This window comes from Neobacillus niacini, from assembly GCF_023715785.1.
GTDB classification, from domain to species: domain Bacteria; phylum Bacillota; class Bacilli; order Bacillales; family Cytobacillaceae; genus Neobacillus; species Neobacillus niacini_E.
On record NZ_JAMBOX010000005.1, the window covers coordinates 127,591 to 151,927 of the forward strand.

At 39.1% G+C, this 24,337-nt stretch carries 22 protein-coding genes, 1 tRNA gene and 2 pseudogenes; 4 read left to right on the forward strand and 21 right to left on the reverse strand.

Annotated features, from left to right (window positions below):
* Positions 1–25: 25 nt before the first annotated feature.
* Positions 26–982 (reverse strand): tRNA (adenosine(37)-N6)-dimethylallyltransferase MiaA, encoded by a 957-nt coding sequence (gene miaA / locus M3234_RS11695; protein ID WP_262304890.1) that lies wholly within the window; start codon positions 980–982, stop codon positions 26–28.
* 304 nt (positions 983–1,286) lie between these two features.
* On the opposite strand from miaA, the gene mreBH reads away from it, so the two are divergent.
* The gene (mreBH, locus tag M3234_RS11700) at positions 1,287–2,294 is read left to right on the forward strand and encodes a rod-share determining protein MreBH (protein ID WP_262304891.1); all 1,008 of its coding nucleotides are present in this window, start codon (positions 1,287–1,289) and stop codon (positions 2,292–2,294) included.
* A 131-nt stretch (positions 2,295–2,425) separates the two neighbouring features.
* On the opposite strand, the gene M3234_RS11705 is transcribed toward mreBH, so the two are convergent.
* The 5 genes from M3234_RS11705 to M3234_RS11725 all read right to left on the reverse strand — a co-directional run bounded on the left by M3234_RS11705 (position 2,426) and on the right by M3234_RS11725 (position 8,940).
* Positions 2,426–2,605: a hypothetical protein gene (locus tag M3234_RS11705; RefSeq protein WP_262304892.1), complete on the reverse strand. Its 180-nt coding sequence runs from the start codon at positions 2,603–2,605 to the stop codon at positions 2,426–2,428.
* 196 nt (positions 2,606–2,801) lie between these two features.
* Complete coding sequence (gene mutL / locus M3234_RS11710) at positions 2,802–4,673, reverse strand: DNA mismatch repair endonuclease MutL (protein WP_262304893.1); 1,872 nt, start codon at positions 4,671–4,673, stop codon at positions 2,802–2,804.
* Between the two features lie 24 nt (positions 4,674–4,697).
* Positions 4,698–7,310 carry a DNA mismatch repair protein MutS gene (mutS, locus tag M3234_RS11715; protein WP_262304894.1) on the reverse strand — a complete coding sequence of 871 codons (2,613 nt, stop codon included), beginning with the start codon at positions 7,308–7,310 and terminating at the stop codon, positions 4,698–4,700.
* 166 nt (positions 7,311–7,476) lie between these two features.
* A complete protein-coding gene (locus tag M3234_RS29285) occupies positions 7,477–8,661 on the reverse strand; it encodes an immune inhibitor A domain-containing protein (protein WP_285858410.1) in 1,185 nt (394 codons plus the stop codon).
* A 3-nt stretch (positions 8,662–8,664) separates the two neighbouring features.
* Positions 8,665–8,940, reverse strand: a complete 276-nt coding sequence (locus tag M3234_RS11725) for a hypothetical protein (protein ID WP_262304895.1) — start codon at positions 8,938–8,940, stop codon at positions 8,665–8,667.
* Positions 8,941–9,451: 511 nt separating this feature from the next.
* Here M3234_RS11725 and M3234_RS11730 point away from each other — a divergent pair.
* Both M3234_RS11730 and M3234_RS11735 read left to right on the forward strand, forming a co-directional pair.
* The gene (locus tag M3234_RS11730) at positions 9,452–10,180 is read left to right on the forward strand and encodes a YwaF family protein (RefSeq protein ID WP_262304896.1); all 729 of its coding nucleotides are present in this window, start codon (positions 9,452–9,454) and stop codon (positions 10,178–10,180) included.
* Positions 10,181–10,244: 64 nt separating this feature from the next.
* Positions 10,245–10,318: transfer RNA gene (locus M3234_RS11735), tRNA-Arg, on the forward strand.
* 599 nt (positions 10,319–10,917) lie between these two features.
* Here M3234_RS11735 and M3234_RS11740 read toward each other — a convergent pair.
* The 13 genes and pseudogenes from M3234_RS11740 to dcd form a co-directional block, all read right to left on the reverse strand.
* Positions 10,918–11,694, reverse strand: a complete 777-nt coding sequence (locus M3234_RS11740; RefSeq protein ID WP_262305014.1) for an ABC transporter ATP-binding protein — start codon at positions 11,692–11,694, stop codon at positions 10,918–10,920.
* A gap of 35 nt (positions 11,695–11,729) precedes the next feature.
* Positions 11,730–12,542, reverse strand: a complete 813-nt coding sequence (locus M3234_RS11745; RefSeq protein WP_262304897.1) for an ABC transporter ATP-binding protein — start codon at positions 12,540–12,542, stop codon at positions 11,730–11,732.
* An 8-nt stretch (positions 12,543–12,550) separates the two neighbouring features.
* Positions 12,551–13,396 (reverse strand): nickel transporter permease, encoded by an 846-nt coding sequence (nikC, locus tag M3234_RS11750; RefSeq protein WP_262304898.1) that lies wholly within the window; start codon positions 13,394–13,396, stop codon positions 12,551–12,553.
* Positions 13,393–14,334, reverse strand: coding sequence for a nickel ABC transporter permease (gene nikB / locus M3234_RS11755; protein ID WP_262304899.1), 942 nt, complete (start codon positions 14,332–14,334; stop codon positions 13,393–13,395). Before nikB ends, nikC begins: the two co-directional genes overlap by 4 nt.
* Positions 14,335–14,336: 2 nt before the next feature.
* Positions 14,337–15,881, reverse strand: a complete 1,545-nt coding sequence (gene nikA / locus M3234_RS11760; protein ID WP_262304900.1) for a nickel ABC transporter substrate-binding protein — start codon at positions 15,879–15,881, stop codon at positions 14,337–14,339.
* A gap of 45 nt (positions 15,882–15,926) precedes the next feature.
* Entirely contained in the window at positions 15,927–16,799 is an 873-nt protein-coding gene (locus M3234_RS11765; protein ID WP_262304901.1) for a DMT family transporter, read from the reverse strand.
* 27 nt (positions 16,800–16,826) lie between these two features.
* Complete coding sequence (locus M3234_RS11770; protein WP_262304902.1) at positions 16,827–17,330, reverse strand: GNAT family N-acetyltransferase; 504 nt, start codon at positions 17,328–17,330, stop codon at positions 16,827–16,829.
* A gap of 352 nt (positions 17,331–17,682) precedes the next feature.
* Positions 17,683–17,832 (reverse strand): 50S ribosomal protein L33, encoded by a 150-nt coding sequence (gene rpmG, locus M3234_RS11775; RefSeq protein ID WP_262304903.1) that lies wholly within the window; start codon positions 17,830–17,832, stop codon positions 17,683–17,685.
* A 27-nt stretch (positions 17,833–17,859) separates the two neighbouring features.
* Positions 17,860–19,047, reverse strand: coding sequence for a GTP-binding protein (locus M3234_RS11780; RefSeq protein ID WP_262304904.1), 1,188 nt, complete (start codon positions 19,045–19,047; stop codon positions 17,860–17,862).
* Between the two features lie 45 nt (positions 19,048–19,092).
* Complete coding sequence (locus M3234_RS29545; RefSeq protein WP_311315645.1) at positions 19,093–19,449, reverse strand: hypothetical protein; 357 nt, start codon at positions 19,447–19,449, stop codon at positions 19,093–19,095.
* Between the two features lie 76 nt (positions 19,450–19,525).
* Positions 19,526–20,260, reverse strand: coding sequence for a Rossmann-fold NAD(P)-binding domain-containing protein (locus M3234_RS29550; RefSeq protein WP_311315646.1), 735 nt, complete (start codon positions 20,258–20,260; stop codon positions 19,526–19,528).
* Positions 20,261–20,348: 88 nt separating this feature from the next.
* Positions 20,349–20,673 (reverse strand): annotated as a pseudogene (locus tag M3234_RS29675) (MogA/MoaB family molybdenum cofactor biosynthesis protein); the annotation flags it as partial.
* Between the two features lie 66 nt (positions 20,674–20,739).
* Positions 20,740–21,324 carry a dCTP deaminase gene (dcd, locus tag M3234_RS11795; RefSeq protein WP_396953949.1) on the reverse strand — a complete coding sequence of 195 codons (585 nt, stop codon included), beginning with the start codon at positions 21,322–21,324 and terminating at the stop codon, positions 20,740–20,742.
* Between dcd and M3234_RS11800 the strand changes: the two are divergent.
* Positions 21,324–22,037, forward strand: a pseudogene (locus M3234_RS11800) (DNA/RNA helicase domain-containing protein); the annotation flags it as partial. The gene dcd and the pseudogene M3234_RS11800 sit on opposite strands and share 1 nt — an antisense overlap.
* On the opposite strand, the gene M3234_RS11805 reads toward M3234_RS11800, so the two are convergent.
* Together M3234_RS11805 and M3234_RS11810 are read right to left on the reverse strand one after the other, a co-directional pair.
* Positions 22,003–23,013, reverse strand: coding sequence for an IS110 family RNA-guided transposase (locus tag M3234_RS11805; RefSeq protein ID WP_262304907.1), 1,011 nt, complete (start codon positions 23,011–23,013; stop codon positions 22,003–22,005). The pseudogene M3234_RS11800 and the gene M3234_RS11805 sit on opposite strands and share 35 nt — an antisense overlap.
* Positions 23,014–23,278: 265 nt before the next feature.
* Positions 23,279–24,199: an N-acetylmuramoyl-L-alanine amidase gene (locus M3234_RS11810; RefSeq protein WP_262304908.1), complete on the reverse strand. Its 921-nt coding sequence runs from the start codon at positions 24,197–24,199 to the stop codon at positions 23,279–23,281.
* Positions 24,200–24,337: the final 138 nt, after the last annotated feature.

Below are 24,337 nucleotides of genomic sequence, written 5' to 3' on the forward strand. Positions count from 1 at the left end.
TAAATATCCTCCTCTTTTATCTCTACTAATATGTATTCGATTTTACTCCAAGCTTTCCTTCAACATATTGTGAAATTTCCTTTATTTTTTGTGAAAAATTGTTCACATCTGTTACATCAAACCATTTTACCTTCATTTTGTTACGAAACCAAGTTAATTGTCTCTTCGCATAGCGCCTGGAGTTTTGCTTCAAAGTCTCAATCGCCTGTTCAAAGGGAATATCACCATCCAAATATTGATAAATTTCCTTATAGCCAATGGCCTGAATCGATTGGCACTCACGCAACCCCCGGTTGTACAAGAATTTTACTTCATCCAAAAGCCCTTCCTTTACCATTATATCAACCCGGGCATTAATTCGCTCGTACAACAGCTCCCTATCCATGGTTAATCCGATAATGGCGGTATCGTACAACAGGTCTGGCTTCTGCGCATTTTGATACTCCTGACGGGTTTTCCCTGTAAGATAGTAGATTTCAAGGGCACGGATCACCCTGCGGCTATTGTTTGGATGGATTTGTTCGGCGCTTTTTGGATCAATTTCCTGCAGCTCTTTGTACAATGCATCATGGCCGATTTCCTTTAGCCGTTCTTCAAGCTTGTGTCGGAGAGCTTCATCTCCAGACACATCGGAAAATTGATAATCATAAATGACAGATTGAATATAAAGTCCAGTTCCGCCCACAATGATGGGAAGTTTTCCTTTTTTGGAAATCTCCGTTATTTTATCACGAACGAGTGACTGAAATTCAGCCACGGAAAAATTTTCATTAGGTTCCTTGATATCAATTAAATAATGGGGAATCCCTTCCATCTCTTCCTTTTTGATTTTCGCCGTCCCAATGTCCATTCCCCGGTAAATCTGCATCGAATCCCCGCTGATAATTTCACCGTTAAATTTTTTGGCCATTTCAATGCTCAGTTTCGTTTTTCCAACCGCAGTTGGTCCAATGATTACTAATAATTTTTGTTTTGCATCCAATCTTTTCACACTGCCTTGTCGCTTTTTCCTATGAAAATTTTGACTTTCACACCTTTATCGTAACACAAATTTAAAAAGCAGTTGAACATCAAATAAGTATAGTCAAAAAATATCTTTTATATGCGTTTTAAATTTATTTCAAAAGAAAGAAGTTTTTTCCTCATACATTACAAATGGATAACGGTTCATTTACAAAGCGCTTTCCACCCCCAAAATCATGTTAGGCTTATACGTAAAGTATTTTGTAAATACAACTCGCAATTTGTTGTAGTTTGACGAAATTCATGAAACTAGGTGATGAAAAATGTTACAAACATTTGATATGGGAATAGATTTAGGAACAGCCAATACATTGGTTTACAGTAAAAATAAAGGAATTGCTCTGAATGAGCCATCAGTTGTCGCGATTGACACAGTAACGAAAAAGATCGTGGCAGTTGGAACCGAGGCTAAGGAAATGCTCGGGAAAACACCTGAAAAAATAATTGCCATCCGCCCGCTGAAGGATGGGGTCATTGCCGATTTTGACCTTACCACTGAGATGCTGAAGGAAATCATGCGCAAAGCCTCGAAGAAAATTGGGTTTGCGATGCGCAAGCCGAATGTCGCGGTTTGTATTCCTGCCGGGTCGACAAGCGTGGAACGAAGAGCGATTCAGGATGCAGTCAGAAACGCCGGTGCTAAGAAAATAAGCTTGATTGAGGAGCCGGTGGCAGCCGCTATAGGCGCCGGCCTTCCTGTCGATGAACCGGTAGCGAATGTTGTCGTTGACATTGGCGGCGGCAACACCGAAGTGGCGATCATTTCCTTTGGAGGAGTGGTTGCCTATCATTCTATTAAAGTGGGCGGCGACCGGTTGGATGATGATATTATCCAATACGTCCGCAAGGAATACAATGTGTTGATTGGCGAACGGACTGCCGAAAATATTAAAATGGAAATCGGTTATGCCTTGATTGACCACGAGGAACTGTTTATGGATGTCCGCGGACGGGATCTCGTGTCCGGCCTGCCCAAAACGGTGAAACTCTCATCCTATGAAATTCGCAATGCTTTAAAAGAGCCATTATTGCATATCCTGGAGGCCATTCGCGCCACTCTCGAGGACTGCCCTGCCGAGTTGAGCGGTGATATCGTGGACCGCGGCGTCATTTTGACTGGCGGCGGTTCCCTGCTGAAGGGAATGGAAGAATGGTTGAGCAACGAGATTGTGGTTCCAGTCCAGTTGGCGCCAAGCCCGCTCGAATCCGTGGTGGTCGGTACCGGGATGGCCTTGCAGTATTTGAACAAGGTGCATGCTGTGGTGAAGTAATGGGTTGTGTGGATAGTAGTTTAGTTTGGAATGGATGGAACTCAAGGGCGGGATGTTTTGCCCTTGAGTTCAGGAATTCTTGGAGGCGGGGCGTACTATGACACTTTCATAGTACGCGTTCGCTGACCATTTTAGTTGTTTTTTGATTCTTTTAACTTTAATCCGTTAGCAACAATTCCAATTAATCCTGTAATGATGAATACATAAGCTACAAATAGAGGCGTTGAGGAAAGCGACTCATTAAATATTCTAAATAGGCCAACAGCAAAAACAAAAAAACTACCTACAAGTGCAATAATTCTATTTTTCATTTTAATCCTCCCCTACAAAACTGATTATTCTTTATCTTTAATGTTAACACATTTGCTTGCTTGGTTGACATTAGTTTTTAACAAAAAAAAATGAGTGCCAAATTCACATACAATTTGGCACTCATTTTAAGTTTCATTTTTAATGTTTACGATAGGTAACCGAACCCGTTATCAAATGAGAATGCACTTTTCCCCTTTACATAACCCTCTTAAACATCTTTTCCATTTCATAAATCGAGTAATGCACAATGATTGGTCTGCCATGTGGACAGGTGAACGGGTCGGACGCTTTTCGCAAATCGTCGAGCAAGGCCTGTATTTCATCATTCCGCAAATGGCGATTGGCCTTGATCGAGGCCTTGCAGCTCATCATAATCGCGGCTTCCTCGCGCAATTTTTTAATATCGACTCTCTTCATCGCCAGTAACTGCTCGATCATTTCTTCAATGATTTGCTTTTCCTCACCCTTCGGAAACCACGCTGGGTGCGACCGGACTATGAAACTGTTGAGCCCGAACTCCTCCAAAAATACCCCGACTTTTTCAAGCTCATGAATATTTTCCGAGATTTTTATATAATCATCGGTCGAATATTCAAAGGTCAACGGCATTAACATCTCCTGCAGCTCAGATGCAACCTGTCCCACTTTTTCACGAAAGTACTCATATTTCAACCGTTCCTGGGCGGCGTGCTGGTCTATAATGTATAAGCCATTTTCATTCTGAGCGAAAATATAGGTTCCGTGCATTTGCCCGATTGGATACATTCGGGGCACCCGGCTTTCGGATGGAGTATCACGAGCTTCTATAGAAGCCGTTACCTCAGGGATTTCAACTTGCTCTTCAAATTTTTCTTCCGCAACTTGAAATGGATTGGCCGCCATCCAGTTCTGAGGTTCATGAACCTCTTCCACAGCTCTAGGTTCTGGTGTCGGGATAAATTCTTCTACGAAAGGTATCTTCGGCGATGGATTTTCCACAAAAACAGGTCTAGGAACCGTCCCCTCATCAAGCGCCAAAGCGGTCTGCTCCGATTTCGGCTGGTTCTTTTTGGCAGTTTGAGTGTAAGCTGTCGGAATCAGCACCTTTGTTTTAAACGCATCTCGAATAATAGAGGTGACCAATTCATTCAGTTCCGCTTCCTTACTAAAGCGGACCTCCATTTTCGACGGGTGCACATTGACATCCACCAGCAGCGGGTCCATCTCAATGTTCACCAGTACAATGGGGAACCGACCGATTGGCAGCAATGTATGGTAGCCCTCTTGAATCGCCTTTGCCAATGGATAGTTTTTAATAAACCGCCCGTTTATCATCGTGGAAATGTAGTTTCGTGACGCTCTCGTCACCTCAGGCATCGAGGCAAATCCGCTCACCTTATAGTCAAGTGAACTTCCCGATATCGGTACCAATTGTTTCGCAATGCTCACCCCGTAAATAGAGGCTAGCACCTGTCTAACATCCCCGTTACCATTGGTTTGCAGCAGTTTCCGGTCATTATGGATCAAGCGGAAGGCAACCTCCGGATGTGACAATGCGAGCCTGTTGACGACATCGGTAATATTCCCAAGTTCGGTATGAATCGTTTTCATATACTTCAATCGAGCGGGCGTATTGAAAAATAAATCGGTAATCGTAATATCAGTCCCGCGGCGCGACGATGCTTTTTCAAAAATCTCCACCTTGCCGCCTTCGATGACAACCCGGTTGCCGGCACCCTCGCCGGTTGAAGTTTTCAGTTCCAATCTGGACACAGAGGCGATACTCGGCAGGGCCTCACCGCGGAATCCGAGGGTCCGAATCCGGAATAGGTCGTTTTCATTTTTAATCTTTGAAGTGGCGTGGCGTTGGAAGGCCAGCAGCACATCGTCTTCATCAATCCCATTCCCGTTGTCGGTGATGCGGATTTTCGCCAGACCGGCTTCCTCCACCTCGATTTCTATCACGGTACTGCCGGCATCAATCGCGTTCTCAACCAGCTCTTTGACGACAGAGGCGGGGCGTTCGACTACTTCTCCCGCCGCTATTTTATTTGATAGGGCATCGTCCAACTGGATAATCTTGCCCATGCCAATCGCCTCCTTTATAAAAAATTACTTCAACTTTTTCTGCAGCTCATAGAGCAAATTAATCGCCTGCAGCGGCGTTATATCCAATAAATCAAGGTCACGCATTTTTTCAAGAACCTTCTTTTCTTTTGATGAAAGCTCAGGCTTTTTCGTTTCCGTAGGTTCATCAAAGAAGGAAAGCTGTGCCGGCTGTTCACGGACAGGCTCCTCTTTTTTCGCAACAACGGTTTGAGGATCCGACTCTTCCCTTTTGACGGCGACGGTTTGCGTATCAGATTGTTCAAATTCCAGTAAAATCTCTTTAGCACGCGAGATTAATTCAGCCGGCAATTCCGCCAGCTGGGCCACATGGATTCCGTAACTTTTGTCGGCCGGGCCTTCCTTTATTTTATGAAGAAAAACAACTTTGCCGTTATGTTCAATCGCACTGACATGGATGTTTTTTAATTTCGACAGTTCCTCATCCAGCACTGTTAGTTCGTGATAGTGGGTTGAAAATAATGTTTTCGCCCCAATTCGCTCATGAATGTATTCAATGATCGCTTGCGCCAGGGCCATTCCGTCATAGGTGGACGTACCGCGGCCGATTTCATCAAATAGAATCAAGCTGTTTTGCGTCGCATTGGCAATGGCGTTCTTGGCTTCAAGCATTTCGACCATAAAGGTACTCTGACCTGAGATCAAATCATCCGCAGCCCCGATTCTAGTGAACACCTGGTCAAAAATTGGCAGCACCGCTTCCGATGCCGGGACATAGCAGCCGATTTGCGCCAAAATGGCAGTCAAGGCAATTTGCCGCATGTACGTACTTTTACCGGACATATTCGGTCCTGTGATGAGCAGCACCTCACGGTCGGTATCCATGATGCAGTCATTTGGAACGTACTCCTGGGCATTCAACACCTTTTCAACGACCGGATGGCGTCCGTCCTTCACGATAACACGGCGTTCCTCGGAAAATTGCGGTCTCACATAGCGGCGCTCTTCACTTACCTTGGCAAAACATTGTAGAACATCAAGCTCGCTGACAGTCTTCGCCAACGCCTGCAAGCGCGGGATATATTCTTTAATCGTCTCGCGAATTTCCGTGAATAATTCATATTCGAGCTCGCCAATTTTCTCTTCCGCTTGTAAAATTAACGCTTCTTTTTCCTTTAGTTCAGGCGTAATAAAGCGTTCGGCATTCGTTAAAGTCTGCTTGCGCTCATATTGCCCTTCTTTCAATAAATGGAGGTTTGCTCTGGTGACTTCAATATAGTAACCAAACACGCGGTTGTAACCGATTTTCAGCGATTTAATTCCGGTCTTTTCCCGCTCCGCCCGTTCAAGCTGGGCAATCCACGTCTTGCCGTTCCGGCTGGCATCGCGATATTGATCCAATTGGGCATTGTAGCCGTCGCGGATGATATTCCCTTCCTTTAACGACAGTGGCGGATTTTCAACGATTGCCTGCTCCAATAAATCAGTGACATCTTCACATGGATCCATTTTTTCAGCCATGCCAGTCATATCCATCGAAAGCAGAATTTCTTTTAAAAATGGTACCTGCATGAGTGAACGGTTTAGCTGCACCAAATCACGGGCGTTCACATTTCCAAAAGCTACCCGGCCGGCCAAACGTTCCAAGTCGTAAACTTCTTTCAGTTTTTCCCGAAGGTCCTGTCGCTCAAAATAATGGTTCATTAAGATTCCAACGAGGTGATGGCGGTTTTCGATTTCGTCACGATTAATCAGCGGCCGATCAATCCAGTGCTTTAACATTCTTCCGCCCATCGCCGTCATCGTTTCATCCAACAACCAAAGCAAAGAACCTTTCTTCCCTTTTGAGCGGATGGTTTCGGTTAATTCAAGATTGCGCTTCGAATAGTAATCAATTTTCATAAATTGATGGATTTGATAGGTAGTTACCGGCTGAAGGTGATCAAGACTTCTCTTTTGCGAACGGTATAAATAATGGAATAACCGAGCTACAGTTATCTTTAACTTGTCTTGATTCAAATCCTCGAGCAGCTGGGAAAAATTGATTTCTACTGAACTATTATCCTCAAACGAAATCGCGAGCACGTCACGTTCGCGCATTTTCTTCTGCAGGTCACCATCGAAATCGCTGGCAATAACCACTTCTTTGGCACCCAGAACAGCCAGCTCATTTAAAACCTCATCAAAATTCGTCAGCAAGGTTACTTTGCTTTCACCAGTTGAAATATCGTTATAAGCCATACCAAAGGATTTGTCATCAAAGGCTGTAACCGAGGCAATATAGTTGTTTTCTTTTTCGGTTAACCCTTTACCGTCCATCACTGTTCCGGGGGTGATCAATTGAATGACTTCCCGGCGGACAACCCCTTTTGCCTGTTTCGGATCCTCGGTTTGTTCGCAAATGGCGACCTTGTAGCCTTTTGCAATTAATTGTTCAATATAGTTCGCCGCTGAATGGTAAGGAACACCGCACATCGGAATTCGTTCCTCGGTTCCACCCTCACGGCCGGTTAAAGTAATTTCCAATTCCTGAGATGCTTTAATAGCATCTTCGAAAAACATTTCGTAAAAATCCCCTAAGCGAAAAAATAAAAAGGCATCTTGATAGTCTGCCTTGACTGCTAAATATTGCTGTATCATCGGCGTATAACCAGCCATAATTTCCTCCAACATTCTTGTTTCTTTCGAGTATCTTCGACAATTAATTATATCACAAATTCAGGTTATTTTTTTAGGAAGAAAAATCTTTCCACTAGTTTGAGGCTCCAAAAAATAAAGGTGCAACGGAGATAACTCCGCTGCACCTGTACAAACTAGCTGCTTATTATTTTGTAAATTTTACATTAAATGTGATGGATCCATCTACCTTTTCAACGATATGATCAAATTGAATGCCAGTCTCTGTACTCTTTTTCGACCACTGGTATAATGATGTCGTGTTTGGTGCCACATTCCCTTTGGCACTAATAGATGTCACATTATTTTTACCTGAGAATACGTCTCCGGCATCACCGTCATTCAGGTACCACTCCATGTCATATTGTCCGTCCGCCTGCATGACACTAACTGCGTAATGACGTTCCCCATTATCAGGATTGATTGGAACTTGCGCCAGCCCTAGATGATTAAAATCCCAGTTCTGCGCTTCATTTGGCCTCCAGAAGCTGCGGGAGAGGATATCCTCGACTACATGGTAAACAACTAATCCATGTAGCGCGGTTCCATCCGCATTAGATTCCAACCCGGCATCAAAACCCTTCTGCTGACGGTTTTCCAGCAAGAAATATTCTCGGCCGTTTGAGCCTGGCACAATCACTTTATAAATATCAGGGTACTGGTCAACCGGTCGAAGCGTTAAGGAAGTACTCTTCGTTACTTCCTTCGGTGCAGCAAATCCTAAATAGGTCTTTGACCATGCATCAGGGTGTACCGGTGAATTCCCGGAATAGTTACGGTTTTGCATATCTCGACCATAGGAACCACCGGCCATTAAGCTGTACATCCCAACACCTTCCGAATCATATCCATAGTCATATAAATCAGGAAGACCAAGGACATGGGCAAACTCATGGGCGAATACCCCGACACTTGGCGGTGATGGCGGCCTGCCGGTAAAATTTTCTGGAACTAGGTCAGGATAAGCTACCTTTAAATATCCAGTGAGATCCTGCCCCACTTCAGGGACAATATTGTAGGTATCAACTGCGACACCGTCAACCACTGTGTGCTCCCAATGTGGCTTCATCTGGTGGTGTGCCTGTTTTATAGTATTCTCCATAATAGCTTGCACTGGTAATATCCCATTTATGGGAACAGATGAGGCTTGGGTCCGTGCTGAATTCCGCACCTGTTCCGCGGTGGATAATGAGAATATTTGGCACGATTTTGTCAATCGTTTGGTCACCTTTTTTAAAAGATGTGGCATCGCCATGCAGCCAGAAATCGCCCGGCTTGGCTGGAACAGCATATTGTGAGAAATCAACATCCTTTGAGGCAAGTTCAATTGCATCTTTTACAAGTTCTCCGATATGGGCATCGGATTATAAGTGTCTCCGTTCATAAGGTCATTGAAATAGTGATATGGAATCTGCGGGTAGTTTACTCCTGGAACATCACTAATTTCTCCTGGAGTTTCAACTGGAAAATCCACAACAATGGCAATTCCTTTTTTTATTAACTCTTCTGGTTTTTTCGGTTGAAGCTTTTCGGATTGCTGCGGCTTTATGTAGGACTTACCATTCGAGGTCTTCAATTCCTTTCCTTTAATGGCACCGCCTTTTGCTTTCACCTCCCTGGTTAAATCAGGGTCTACCTTGTGATAAGATGGGGGGAAATGTGCTCTTCGGTTGTGGATTGGTTTTTGCAAATGCAGGTACAATTGATACTAAAACCAATGCCAAAATAAGCCCCACGGAAAATAATTTTTTCATCACCTTACCCCTTCCTAATTAATATTTTTTGATAGTAATATTTTACTATCTAGTCTCATTTTACGGTTAGTTGTTAGAATTTTTTGTCAATATTCCTTGTAAAAACACCACTATTTATGTAAGATGATGTAGATAAAAGACCCTTTTTGCACACCTATTTTGCCAAACAAAAATAAGTATCAAATTGGCTCAATTTTTTGATTTTCCAACCTATTATTCTGCTTTCTCCCATTCGGTTTTTTCTTGTAGCAAGTTTAATTTTGTCTTATTTTGTAAGAGTTTCCCTAACGATTAGTCCTTTTTCTATGAAAATAAAAGCATCATAATAAAAGTGAGAATATTCTTTTCAATCATAAGAGGTGATACAAGGTGGCGTGGTTTGGCGGCAGTTATAAGGAGTTTGATTTCGAAATGTTTTCGGTCAGCCATTTTGTGATTATTGCCCTTCTCTTCATTATTTCGGCAGGGGTTTTTTTCAATAGGGAAAAATTAAAACGGGGTAATTGGAGAAAGGTTGAAATCGCGGCAGCCATCTCATTAGTCTTGTTCGAAGCCATGTACCATATTTGGATGATGGTAAACGGCAATTGGAACGTAAGCCACGCCATCCCACTGGAATTATGCAGCATCAGTCTGTTCCTAACTGTTTTCTTGCTGCTTACAAAGAAAAAAATCATTTACGAAATATTGTTATTTACCGCTTTACTGGGAGCATCACAAGCAATCTTTACTCCCTTATTAAATTTCGAATTCCCGCATTTCAGGTTTTTCCATTTCTTTTATACGCATTTGATGATGATCTGGACAGTCTTGTATTTTACCTGGGTGAAAGGATATCGCCCGACGATTTGGTCAGTGGTAAAACTGTTTGTCTTCTTAAATGTGATGATGCCAATCATTATGGTCATTAATAAACTGGTGGATGGAAATTATATGTTTTTAAGCCATAAACCGAAGTCTCCGAGTTTATTGGATGTATTGGGTCCGTACCCTTATTACATTGTCTCAATGGAAGGGCTGGTCATTACGCTAAGCTTACTAGTGTGGTTAATTTTTCGGGAAAAAGATGAGATTAAACGGGGCATCACTGTTCAGTAACAAGAAGTTATTATTGACCTTTTTTGAATATCTGAGTATAATAAAATACGTTCCAAATAAACTTGTCCTAGTAGCTCAGCAGGATAGAGCAACAGTTTCCTAAACTGTAGGTCGGAGGTTCGAATCCTCTCTGGGACGTACCCAAAACCTTGTCAAATCAACCTTTCGGTTGGTTAATGCAAGGTTTTTTATTTAATGAAAATTTGTTTTGCCGCAAATGAAAATAGGTTTAAAAATTTGTAATTATTATTAACTATGGTCTTTAGTTGAGGAGTACTCAAGAAATGCTCTGTAAAGGGCATTTAAAAAAACCCTAGAAATCGCGTTATATTAACGTTTCTAGGGTTTTTTTGTTTTTTCGCTTTGTAGAATTATGTAATCTGCCCCAGCGAATTGGGGGGCATTTTGGGGAACTTTTTTACCAAAAATATTCAAATGGACAGACGCATGCTTGGCGGTAAAGTAGACATCCAGGCATATTATAAGCAAGAAATTTAGCATTTTCCTTATCCTCCCATTCGTTTTCCTTCAGCCATTCACTGAAGAGCACACGGTAAAAAACGCAAGTCGATGGGTCTAAGGAATTTTTTTAAATTACACTGAGTTAAATTTCCATTAGTGACTTCTTCATTTGATTTTTAGAAATTTTACCGAGGAAGAAATTGTGATAGGTATTACTAATTTTAGATAATCTTTATGGGTAACCAATTGTTTTATGGCCATTTTTTCACCCTTCTTTACGACTCAAAAACACTTATAAGTTCTTTTGTATAAGAGTGTCGTTTATTAGAAAACAGATCTCTCTGATTACATTCATCAACGATTCTCCCATGCTGCATTATCATAATCCGATGACTCATAAAATTAACAGCAGCTAAATCATGTGAAATAAATAAATATGATAATCCTAGAGATTCTTGTAAATCTTTAAGTAAATTGAGAATCATTGCCTGGATCGAAACATCAAGACTAGCTGTAGGTTCATCCAGAATAATCAATGAAGGTTCAATACTGATAGCTCTTGCAATATTTACTCTTTGCTTTTGACCACCACTTAGTTCATGTGGATACATCATTAAATATTTTGAAGGTACTCCTACCATTTCCATTAAGTACTGCGCTATATGTTCACGACTATGATGTACTTCTTTTAAGAATGATGGGGTAACATCTTTTTGAACATCTAATGGTTCCATCAGCTGGTCTATAATTTTGATCCTTGGATTTAAAGAAGCGGTTGGATTTTGTAGAACGGCTTGGATGTTCCTTCTTAATTTTCTTAACATACGCTTATTCATTCCATGTAATGGTTGGTTAGCAAGATACATTTCACCTTGATCCATTTTTTCTAATTGTAATAAGCATCGAGCAAGTGTACTTTTTCCACTACCACTTTCCCCTACTAAACCTAAACACTCACCTTTTTTTATATGGAATGATACCGAATCAACAGCTTTATGACCACAAGAGAACTTCTTTGTAACATCCTTACAGGTAAATGCTTTATCAGTTATTTCAATCACTTACATTCATCCTTTAATCTATAGTCTTAAGCAGGATTTTCACTTATCATAAACAACCTTGATGGTGTTTCCCTAAGTGGAGGGATCGCTGCAAATAGTTGTTTTGTATAGTCATGCTGAGGGTTTTCAAAAATGCTTTCTTTACTACCTTGTTCCACTACTTTTCCTTGCTTCATAATGGCTACTTGATTTGCATATTTTTTTACATGCCTTAAATCATGTGTAATAAATAGTACTGCACAGCCCATTTGCTGTTTCAGCTTTGCAATCAATCCTAGTACTCTTGAAGCTGACATACTATCAAGTGCTGTAGTTGGTTCATCTGCAATCAGTAGCTTAGGCTTTAAAACAACAGCCATTGCAATCGCAGCTCTTTGTAGTTGACCACCACTTAATTGAAATGGATAACTATTATATATACGTTCATCAAAAAGGTTAACATCTTTTAAAATGGACAAAGCCGCTTTCTTCCTCTCTTTCTTAGATAATGTGGTATGTGTCTTTAACAATTCATCAATTTGGTTACCTAGTTTAATAAATGGTGTAAAAGCACCTTGATAATCCTGAAATACATATGATATTTCCTTACCTCGAATTCTGCGATACTCTTTTTCTGTCATATTTGAAAGATCTGCTCCATTAAAAGAGATTCTACCTGAAACAATCTTTAATTCCTTCGGTAAAATCCCTCCAATTGATGACGCTGTTATGCTCTTACCGCTTCCACTCTCTCCCACTAATGCCAGCCATTCTCCTTCAGCAATTGAGAAATTTACCTGATTGACAAGAATAGTATCTTCGTGATTAATAGTTAAATGATCAATTGTTAAAATTGCCATTTTCCCTCCTATTTATTTTTGACGTCAAGTCGATCTCTTAGTAAGTCGCCTAGCAGATTTAAGATAAGAACAACTAGCATGATCGCTATGCCAGGGATATACATGAGTTGTGGCGCATTATGGAAAAAGTTTCTTCCTTCGTTTAGCATTGCACCCCATTCTGGTGTTGGAGGCTGGGCGCCTAAACCAATGTAAGATAGAGAGGCAATAACTAAAATCACTTTTCCTAAATCTAATGAAGCATAAACGACTAAATTCCCAACAACATGTGGAATCATATGCTTGCTTAATATTTTAATAGATGATAGTCCATTAATCTTCGCAACTGCAATGTACTCTTTTTGATTCTCTGATATGACTGTACTTCGTACTAGTCGGGCATAGCTAACCCATTTAACTACAACTAAAGCTAAAACTAGATTAAACATACCTGGTCCTAGCAAGCCACTAAGGACAATTGCAATGATGAAATCGGGAAATGCCAATAAAGCATCAACAATTCTCATGAAAAATCGATCAAGAGCACCACCGATATAGCCAGATATTAGTCCTACTGGTAACCCAATAGATAAAGCAAGAACGATCACAAGTATACTTGTACCCACTGTTGTTTGAGCACCAACTAGAATACGTGATAAGATATCTCTTCCCATATGATCCGTCCCTAATAGATTCTCCGAGCTCATTGGTTTTAACCTTTCAGTTAATTGAACCTCTGTTGGATCATAGGGTGCTATTAAAGGTGCTACGAGCGTTAAAATTATAATTAATCCAAGTAAAACAATCATTCCAAATAATTTGAATTGCGGCCTTTTAATATTCTTCGTTACATTATTTGGTCGTACTACTATCATTGACGATCTGCCTCCTTTAGTCGAATCTCCGGATTGAGATATCGATAAGAAAGATCAACTAGAAGATTAATTATGATAACAAAGCCACCCATAAAAAGAATATATCCTTGAATAATTGGGTAGTCTCGTTTTCCAATTGCATCTACTACAAACTTTCCTATTCCTGGATAGGCAAAAAGTACTTCAATGACAACAGTACCACCAAGTAAACTACCTAAGCTTACTCCAAAAATTGTGATAACAGGAATCAAGCTATAGCGAAAGGCATGAAAGATAAAGATTCTACTGTTACTTAACCCTCTTGCCCTAGCTGAACGAATAAAATCCTGTCCAAGTGTCTCTAATAAACTCGAACGGAGCAGACGAATATACACAGCTGACATTGCAAGCCCAAGTGTTATGGATGGTAACATCATATGTGAGAATGTTCCCTTACCCATTGAAGGTAGCCAATCTAATTTGATTGAAAAAAATTCAATAAAGAGCAGTCCTAGCCAAAAGCTAGGAACTGCTGCACCAATTAAGGATAGTACTCTACCAATATGGTCAATCCATCTGTCTTTATATATGGCTGATATCGTTCCAATCGGAACAGCAACCAACGTCATAACAACAAGTGATGCAAACGTAATCGCTAAAGTTGATGGAAACCTACTCCATAATTCATCAAATACGGGTTTTTTGGTCATGTAGGATTCACCTAAATCTAATTGCACAAAGCGTAATAGCCAATTCCAATATTGAACATATATTGAATCGTTAAAACCAAGCTCTTCCCTTAATTCTTCTATTTGCTCCTCAGTTGTTTGAACGTCTATCACATCTAACATATATCTGGTTGGATCTCCAGGTGCTAGTTTCATTAGTGCAAAACTAACGAAAGAAAGAAAGAACAAAAATATAATTAACTCTATTATTCTTTTAAAGAGCTGTTTCACGTTTACTTCACGCCTAAATCTTTTGTAATCATGTAGAATTCACTTTTATTTGTTACCCAATCTTCAACGCTATCTTTGTGAGCAACAAAAATATTTGGATAAACAATTGAAGAGTGTAAATATTCTTCATCAATAATGGACACAGCTTCCTTTGCTAATTGAATTCGCATATCTTCTTCAATCGTTCCATTAAGTTCATTTATGATCGGTTTAAGGCTCTCATGCTCAAGCTTTGAAAAGTTCATTGCTCCACCAGGCATATAAACTGAATTTAAGAAATAACTTGCATCTCCTCTAGGAGCAGTATTTAGACTATAGGTTGCTAAATCCCAATCAGTAGTCATTAAATATTCATCAATATTTTCAACAACTTGAATGTTTATCTTAATTCCTAATTGTTTTGCATTAGATTGTAGAAGTTGAGAAATTAATGGTAACTCTGGTCTATATGAATAAGTTACAACTGTTAATGTGAGAGGTTTTCCATCTTTTTTTGCTTCTCCATTTACAATCTCATAGCCAGCCTCTTCTAAGTATTTCTTTGCTAAGTCCATGCTAAATTGCTTTTTTTCATAATCTGGAGCAAATGGAAATTGTGGTAGGAATGGTCCATACGCTGCAGTAGCCTGATTCGCCATAATACTTGCCACAATCGCATCTCGATCAAGCATTGCATCAAGTGCTTTTCTTAGCTTCACATCACTTAAGGCTTCTTTATTTGTGTTATACATTAATAAATGTGTGCGACTACTTGGTGCTACATCCGATTTAATAGAGCTATCGCCTTGAAGCATTTCAATACTCTCAATTGCTGGTCTAAATGAAATATCTGCATCCCCTGATTGTAATGCTAATGTACGAGCATTTGCGTCATCGTTAAATGTAAGTATTACAGAGTTAAGTTTTGGTTTACCATCCCAGTATTGTTCATAGGATTTTAAAGTCACCTTCGTACCCGCTTCAAAAGCGTCAACCATAAATGGCCCTGTCCCCACTGGTTTTTGCTCAAAGTTCTCTTCAGTTGCATCTATAATGGCAGCATTTGGGTGAACGAGCTCTGAGGGGAATTGTGGTAATGGTTCCTCTGTTATTATCGTTAATGTTTGACCTTCCGCATTCATGGATTGAATCTTTAAAGCATTTTTCATTGAATCACTTACTACTATTAATCTTTCAAACGATGCTTTTACAGCTGCTGCATCTAGTTTATTTCCATTTTGAAACGTTATATTTTCTCTAATATTAAATGTCCATGTTTGCCCATCTTCACTACTCCACTCTGTTGCAAGCCATGGTTCAATTTGTAAATCCTCGTTAATTTTAACAAGTGTCTCAACTATCCCTGCTCGAAGTGGAGTCCAGTTCAAATGTGGATCCATTGTTTCACTTGGGAAGTTTGAAAGGAAGGTTAATTCTTTGTTTTGATTAGTTTCTTGATTTTTGTTTTCTGCCCCACTCGGTGAATTTGCTCCTTCTGATGAAGAGCAAGCCGAAAGTAACATTAAGATTAGGCTAAATAGTAAACTAAATTTATTCAGCTTTAACATATATTCTCCTCCCATTATCGTAATGATTACGATTTAAAATGTATACTAAGTCCTTACAACTTTTGGATTAAGAGTCTTTGTTGAGGTTTCCTTCATTCTTGATAACGCAACACATGAAGCAATAATTAGCATGCCACCAATAAATGTGAGTGTATCGGGTACTTCCTTCCAAAATAGCAGGCCCCACATTGCATTAAACACAATGCCTATATATCTAGTCATTTCAACTACGACTACATTTGCATGAGTAAACGATTTCGTTAAGTAAATTTGACCTATCAATGACACAACACCTATACAAATGAGCAAGAAAAGATCTCTTAACGAAGGTAGAACAAAGTTATTCCACATTAAAGGAATCGATACTACTGTTGCAGTAGCTAAAAAATAAAATACAATTTCATAAGAATGATGTTTTTTGCTTAAATAACGAATACTTGTTGCCGCTGCACCAGCAAATACAGCACTTGTGATACCGATGAAGGCGTATAGTGAGTATGATGAAAATTGAAATGGCTTCACCAATAAGATTGCACCTATAATTGTAAGTGGTAATATGTATATAACGCTTTTCGGTACCCTTTCTTTTAAAAGAAAAAAAGAAAATCCTACTGCAAAAAATGGAGATAAATGCGCCAATATACTCGCATCTGCTAGCGGTATTTTCGAAATTGTATAAAAATAAGCGATTAGATAAAAGGCTCCTAGGGCTCCTCGCAGCGCTAACATTGGAATGCCAGTCGTTGAAAATGAAACTTTACTATTTCTCATAAGAATAAAAATGATAATTGTACCAATCAAACTTCTAAAAAACACAACCTCAGCGGTAGGAATCGAAGAACTCACTTCTTTTACTAATGCATTCATTATGCTAAAGATCAATGAAGCTAAAATTGCTAAAATAACACCATTTTTCATAAAACCTCCGTTATTGACTTGCTACTTCTACCCAATATTTAACTCCATATGTACCGTTTCATATTCGTCCTGTTCATCTAGTACACGATTGAATCCTTTTGCTAGCCAAAAATCTATTCCACCTGGAAGACATTTGTGTGAATGTAAGTACAATGTTGTGTAATTACAATTTTTAGCAGCATCTTTTACTTTATCAAACAGTAAGGTACCAATCCCTTCCCTTCTTTTGTCCTCTCTTACATAGCACCTTACGATCTCGCATGTTACATTAAGATCATATTTATTTTTCAGGGACGTAATACGATTATCATACTGTACGAATGCTATCGTCCCTACTATCTCATTGTTATAATCAAAGGCTGCAAAAAATCCGTTTCTATTATTACTTATATAACGTTCCTTGAAATTCTCTAAGTCACGGAAATTTTTCTCTGTTAGTGGGAATGAAAATGATTTTGATATTGCTTCTCTTACAAATTGATTGACCTTAAGAACCTCACTCTCTTTAACATGTTGAATAGCACAAGTCATCAAACACACCTCCTTGCTCTTATTTCTAAAAACACTAATTCAGTATAAATCGAAATGATTACTATTTGCAAGAAGTATCCTTCGACATTATTAAACAAAGAAAACACGTTTATTAGCCATTATTTTTACTACATCGGAAAGATATCTAGTCAGTAGAGATCATATGTAATTAATCTAGCCAATGGAAAAAATTTAAAAAGGCATTACAAATTGCAATGCCTATAATCCTAAAAATTCTACCTTTTTTTCATGATTATTTAAATTCGAAACCTCTTGACCTATTCCTTTTTGAAGACTAGTTTGAAAAAAACTCTCCAGAATAGTTTTAGAATACATAAAAAAATAAATTACTCTATTTAGTTTCACGATGTAATGTATGCTTCTTCAATCTTGGGCAATACTTCATTAACTCTAATCTTTCTGTATTATTTCGCTTGTTTTTTGTCGTAATGTAATTGCGATCTCCTGTTTCTGTACATGCTAAAGTAATTTTTACTCTCATATTTTTTTCCTCCTAGTATAGTTTTCTTTATGCTATGACTGTAAACGCTGGAAGTGGATCGTTAAATACACTCCAGTCCCTTTTCATTTCATCTTCTGTTAATAAACAATTATCTAATGAAGCCTCAATGTTCTCGTGATTCATATCAATCCCGATTAGAACGAACTCAGTCATCCGATCACCGAATTCTGGGTCCCATCGTTCAAGAAGTTCTGGTTCTTCCTTTAAGATTTGCTCTCTTTCCCCTTCAGGATAAGCAGCAATCCATTCTCCCGCACCTTGGAAGATAATGGAAGGTCCTGCTTGAGACAGTAATCCTGTCATATTGTTTCGAGTTGCCAGCCAAAAGAAACCTTTGGCCCTGACCACATCCACAGGCCAATTCTCCAACCATTTTCTCCAACGTTCAGGATGAAAAGGTCTCTTTCTTCGGTACACAAAAGAAGAAATTCCATATTCCTCTGTCTCAGGGGTGTGTTCCTCATTCAATTCCTTAATCCAACCGGCACCTTGGCTTGCTTCTTCAAAGTCAAATAGTCCAGTATCCAAAATGTCTGTTAATGCAACTTCTGAATGTGCACTTTCTATGATCCTTGCTCCTGGATTTAGCTTTTGCAAGACTGCCTTAAGCTCTAATACACTTTCTTTATCCACTAAATCGATCTTATTTAAAATTAGAACATTGGCAAACTCAATTTGGTCGATGAGCAAGTCAACTACTTCACGAGTATCCGATTCATCGGTTTCCTGCTTTCGATCCATTAGGCTCTCTCCCGAAGCAAAGTCATGCCAGAATCGGTTCGCATCAACCACGGTCACCATTGTATCAAGCCTGCAATATTCGGATAGGTCGATCCCCATACTTTCGTCTACATATGTGAATGTTTGGGCTACCGGGATTGGCTCTGAAATTCCTGATGATTCAATCAATATGTAGTCAATGTCCCCTGCTTGGACCAGCCTTTCTACTTCGATCATTAAGTCTTCTCTCAATGTACAGCAGATACAGCCGTTTTGAAGCTCGACCAATTTCTCATTCGTCCGTGAAAAACCGCCCTTTTTTACCATTGATGCATCTATATTCACTTCACTCATATCATTGACAATGACAGCAATTTTTTTATTTTCCCGATTTGACAGAATATAATTTAACAAAGTTGTTTTCCCTGCACCTAAGTAACCGCTTAACACCGTTACAGGAATTTTCTTAACCATTTGTTTCACCTCATTATGATAATAGAAATCATTACGATTTATCTTTTATAGACTGTTAACGATTCTTTCTGCAGCATGCCTCGCTCCAGAAATGTTCCTAGCAATTGGTCCAATTTCTAATTCGGCTAGCGGTCCGGATACATATAAATTGGGATACCATTGCAAAGAGTGGTTAATAATAGGATAACCGCATTTTGCACATGATAAATTTAAATCGTTAATTATCTCATTAAGCCAACTCTTTCCTGGAAGTGATGGGATAAATCCAGTTGCTAATAGAATGTTATGTACATTTGCTTCTCCATCTCCAATTTTTAAAGTGATTTCAGTTCTATTAGCAAATGCTGATTCCACCTCGCCATCTAAAATGTTTATCTTTTTTTCCCTTTCAAGTCGTTTCAATGTATAAAAGAGTTCTTTCGTTAAAGAGCCTTTATTCCTTGACTGTTGAATAATGATTCGGCGTTCATCATAGTTTTTAATTTTTATGATAAAACTTTAAATTTTTTGGACCTAACCATCCAGGATCACTATCAAAATCGCAAATTCGAAAAGGATGTCGTTTTATTAAAAACACCTTCCCAGGAAACAAACTGGATAATTTAACCGTCAGATGTGCTGCAGTAATCCCACCGCCAATAACTCCAACAGGAGGTATTAAAGAAGATAGATGAACCAGATTTTCTTCAAAAATATGAGACACTCGATTTGGCAAGTCAGCTCTTAGTTGATGAGCCCAATCTGGGATATTTAATTGGTTATTAATGCTAATCGATAATACGATATTTTTCGCTATTAATATCTCACCTTTCTCCGTACTGACTTTCCAATATTCTTGTTCTTTTTCAATGGATATAACAAATCCTTTGTGCCACGAACGCTGTAAGTCAACTTCTTTTATAATCGATTCACTATGTTCATTAAACAACTGTAGTGAAGGCCGCTTGTATATTCCATAAAAATGCCGTTTCCCTAAGTTTTCCTTATACGCATATTTTTGAAGACTAAATGGATCGACATCTATATGATGGACAGATGGCGAACGTAAAAATTCCATCCCAATGATTTCGGTCTTTTTCTTCCAGCTATACATGGGTTCATCGTAAGGGTCAATGATACGAAGTTTCTCTGCCCTTACTTTTCCAGACTTGAGCAAGAAAGATGCTATCGTGCACCCATGGATTCCGCCACCGATTACAATCCAATCATACAAAAACATACCTCCTTCTTAAATCGTAATTATTACGATTTAAATGTTATTATATATATTACTCTAAATCAAGTTCTTTTATAAAAAATTAGCTTAGCATTCGGAAAATTTCACCAAATCCTGTAAATTCCTTCTCAATTAAACTTCGAACCTCAATGGTAATGTCACGTTTCGCTATGCATGTTCCCCATTTAACAATATGACTTCTATTTCTTTGTCTAGACAACCGGTCTTTATAGCTTCATAAATAACATCATAATCATCAGTTACAACTTGATAATCTTGTATAATATGTATGGCATCTTCCAATATCTTCTTCCACTTTTATCCGTCTCTATCGTACGTGTGTCACTGACTGTTATGACTTTACACTTCACCTTTTTAGGTGCTTCTTTCTTATGTTGACTAACATTCATTTTCCCTCTTTTCATATATAGATTAGCTAATATTACCAAAATCCGTTAACAAAATAGAGTTAAAGGTTAATCAAACTCCTTAAACTTCTCTCTCATTGTATTGGTATTTTCACATTCCTCATCAAGATAGATTCGACTTTCTTTTACTTCTTCTTGTTCGTAATATTTCCCTATATACCCAGTCCCTTTTTGATCTAAAAGAGCTAATACCAACTGGCAAACACGTCTCCCTGCTTTTAGCTTAATAGGTGCGCGATTAGCATTGTAAAGTACTAAAGTAATTTGTCCCTTAAATCCTGGATCCACCCATCCCGCATTTTGAATAAATAAACCTAGCTTCCCAATAGAACTTCTTCCCTCAACAAAGGCTGTCATATCATTAGGCAAATTAATATATTCAATCGTGGTGCCTAATACAAATCCTTGAGGCGGAATAATGATCGTTTCTTGATATACTTCGTTATATATAGCTGGTCTTTCTAGGGAGATAAAAGGAGTAGAAGACTCATCAATAATCATGAAATGGTTCCCAATCCGTAAATCAATGGATGCTAGTTGAACATGAGATTTTGTGAATGGTACAATCGTGAGCTCTTCCTCTTCTATTTTCTTTAGAATTGTTTTACTGGAAAGAATCATTAGTAGAACCATACTTGGGCTTACATATTGCCCACAATAGGAAAAATGCCGTTTATTTATCAGGTAATGGACCATTAGTCGATGTGCTGCAAGATACATTAAATAATAGAACCTTCGTACAAGGGCTGTACGGTTATAAGATGGATTACCTAGAAAAAGAAATAGTTCCACATGAGCAGATTATTATTTTTGATGAAGCACAAAGGGCGTGGGATGCTGGTAAAGTGGATCAATCTTTAAGAAGAAAAAACAAGCATCCGAAGAATTTAAGTGAACCAGATATTATTAAGCAAATTGCAACATCAAACAAACCATGGAGTGTAACCATTGGTTTAATTGGTGAAGGACAAGAGATTTACTCAGGTGAAGAAGGTGGACTAAAACTTTGGAATACGGCTATCGCTAGTAAAAATATTATTGTTCATGCAAAACACCATAGCTCATTATTTACGAACGCTTCCAAGTATGAAACACACACTCATTTACACTTGGATTGCTCATTCCGTGCCCATGCAGTTCTAAATTATTACGCAATCGTTAATTCATTATTAGATGAAAAATTCGACTTAACAAAAAAACTCGCTCAAAACCTCGCAAAAGATCGTTATTCACTTTTTGTTACAAGGGATTTAGATCGAGCAAAATCCGTTGCTAAGGGACTTTATAAAGATGATGTGAAAACAACCGGGGCTATTTGTGCGAGCGGCGCAGATTATCAAAAAGAATACGATCACGGTATTGTGTATTGCCAGATTGATAGCGCATAATATCGATGCCAACGTAAGCGTTCAGTTGTTTCGCGTTTTTAAATCGGCGAATATCACCTAGTTCGCCAATAAGTCTGCACGCTGTTGTATCACCAATCCCTGGAAAAGAGCGTAATACGGTATATTCCTTTCTTCCTTCAGACATCATAACCATTTGTTTCACAAGCTGGTCTTTCTTTTCCTTTAAATCCGCAATACGTTGGGCATAATCGCGTACTTGATTACAACGAATATCCGTTGGTTCAATGGCAGGATATGAATTTTTCGCAGCCTCTAATAACACGATGGCTATTTTCTCTGCACGTTCTAGTGAAAGCTTTTTACGTGTATTGCTTTTTAAACGATTTTTAATAATTGTCTTTGAATGAGCTAATAATAATGCTGGATGTGGATACAATTGCACAAAATTTAAAAATAGTGCTGAACTCGGTGTAATAAGTCGTTCCAACTCTGGAAATGAAATATGTAAAATGGCATGCATACGATTGCGTAAAAGAATAAGTTCTTCTTCAATCTCGTCATAATAACGAGTAATCGCCCGCATCTGTTCATAATAATCATTCTGCACATACGTGGTTTCTCGTTCCAATTTAAAGTGGGTTTTCGCTAACTCATGGGCATCGCTAATATCAGTTTTGTGTCGACGCATTGAAGCCATTTGTAGGTTCGCTTCAAGCGGGTTCATGCGACAGTATGTATGTCCGTAATCCCGTAGAAACTTTTCAACTGATTTTGAATAGACACCCGTCGCCTCAAATACGATTTCGGGGGCTTGTCCATCAAGAGCTGTTATTTCCTTAATACGAAGGTGTAGCTGCTCAAAATCAATGCGTGTATGATACAATTCCCCTTCAAATTCACATTGTCTATAACCATCATAAATGGCAATGGTACTTTTCCCTTTACTTACATCAAGAGCGATGACATGTTTCATATAAATATTCTCCCTTTATAACCAATCATAGAAGTCTTCACAGTGCCTTATCGATTCCATTTTCTTATACACGGTCTCTAGGACCCAACATACTAAACTGATTCAAACAAGGGTGTGAAGTTGGTCTGTTTAAGATACGGACTCTTACATGGTCCCATAGACGGATCGACCTTCCTTCACTTCTACTATAAAAAAATAGTAGCACAAACCATGGCCTTGGTTTGTGCTACTAATGTTAGTATGTTTAAGCTTTTTTTAATACTAATTACTTTGGTTCGCCCCATACGCTATTTCCACCAAACCGCTTTTGCAATTCCGGAACTAAATCTCTTGCCTGCCCGTAGGATAGGTTATCGACAATGACACGAAATCCAATTAGAGTTAATTGTTGAACTCCGTTTTGATTGCCTTTAATCCAATGGGCACCTCCGACGTTATGCCAGTCATTCTGATTTGTATATACGTCAAATTCCTCACCTATTAAAGCCTGTCTTACTACAGCTGAATTAAAATCTGGCGCAGAATAAATGTTTACGTTGTCGGCAATAACCCTCACTTTTGCAATGGGGCCTGATGTGAAAGAATAAAAATTAGGTTCTACTGTAACTGCAGCTAATGGCTTTGGAGCACCCGCTTTCTCTGGCAATCCTAAAAACTTAGCAACTCCACGAGCATGAGCCTCTCCAATGCCTTTTATAAATGCCTCATCCTTTAATCGATTGGCGTCCCCGCTATCAATAAACAGATTTTCTGTAAGAATGCTTGGCATATTGGTTGTTCTAAGGACCGCAAAATTTGCACGCTTCTTCCCACGGTCGGTAATGGAACCATATTGCCTCATTGCCGCTAAAACTTCGGCATGAATCATATTCTGCAATGTAATGGAAGAAGGACTGGCGCCATTATAAACATAGCTTTCAAACCCAGTTCCACCTCCAGCGTTAATATGCACTGATACAAAGACATCGGCTGGCCAGGCATTTGCAGAGTCATCTCGCCTGAACAATTCCACGGTTACATCGGTTATCCGGGTGGCCCGCTGTTCAAAGCCATAGTAATAAGATTCCAGAAATGTCATCGCATACTGTACAATCTTTAATGTTAATTTTGATTCTTGGAGTCCATTGGCAACGGCGCCGGGGTCTATGCCACCATGGCCAGGATCCCACATGATTTTTTTAGCCATTACTTATCCTCTCCTTAATATTGTTTATGCAGGATCTCACATATGCGGGTGTATTCTATCTCAATTTGAGACTTTCTTACTATTTAGCGGCCAACAAACCCGAAGTTTTTTGAATTTGTCGACAGTCTGACCCTTGCC

Excerpts from the sequence above, each read along its gene's own strand:
- M3234_RS11765 (WP_262304901.1), bottom strand. The coding sequence starts at position 16,799 with ATGAAAAATGGTGTTATTTTAGCAATTTTAGCTTCATTGATCTTTAGC.
- nikC (WP_262304898.1), bottom strand. The coding sequence starts at position 13,396 with ATGATAGTAGTACGACCAAATAATGTAACGAAGAATATTAAAAGGCCG.
- rpmG (WP_262304903.1), bottom strand. The coding sequence starts at position 17,832 with ATGAGAGTAAAAATTACTTTAGCATGTACAGAAACAGGAGATCGCAAT.
- nikA (WP_262304900.1), bottom strand. The coding sequence starts at position 15,881 with ATGTTAAAGCTGAATAAATTTAGTTTACTATTTAGCCTAATCTTAATG.
- M3234_RS11780 (WP_262304904.1), bottom strand. The coding sequence starts at position 19,047 with ATGGTTAAGAAAATTCCTGTAACGGTGTTAAGCGGTTACTTAGGTGCA.
- M3234_RS11745 (WP_262304897.1), bottom strand. The coding sequence starts at position 12,542 with ATGGCAATTTTAACAATTGATCATTTAACTATTAATCACGAAGATACT.
- mutL (WP_262304893.1), bottom strand. The coding sequence starts at position 4,673 with ATGGGCAAGATTATCCAGTTGGACGATGCCCTATCAAATAAAATAGCG.
- M3234_RS11805 (WP_262304907.1), bottom strand. The coding sequence starts at position 23,013 with ATGAAACATGTCATCGCTCTTGATGTAAGTAAAGGGAAAAGTACCATT.
- dcd (WP_396953949.1), bottom strand. The coding sequence starts at position 21,324 with ATGGTTCTACTAATGATTCTTTCCAGTAAAACAATTCTAAAGAAAATA.
- mutS (WP_262304894.1), bottom strand. The coding sequence starts at position 7,310 with ATGGCTGGTTATACGCCGATGATACAGCAATATTTAGCAGTCAAGGCA.
- M3234_RS11705 (WP_262304892.1), bottom strand. The coding sequence starts at position 2,605 with ATGAAAAATAGAATTATTGCACTTGTAGGTAGTTTTTTTGTTTTTGCT.
- M3234_RS29285 (WP_285858410.1), bottom strand. The coding sequence starts at position 8,661 with ATGCAATTGAACTTGCCTCAAAGGATGTTGATTTCTCACAATATGCTG.
- M3234_RS11810 (WP_262304908.1), bottom strand. The coding sequence starts at position 24,199 with ATGGCTAAAAAAATCATGTGGGATCCTGGCCATGGTGGCATAGACCCC.
- M3234_RS11770 (WP_262304902.1), bottom strand. The coding sequence starts at position 17,330 with ATGACTTGTGCTATTCAACATGTTAAAGAGAGTGAGGTTCTTAAGGTC.
- mreBH (WP_262304891.1), top strand. The coding sequence starts at position 1,287 with ATGTTACAAACATTTGATATGGGAATAGATTTAGGAACAGCCAATACA.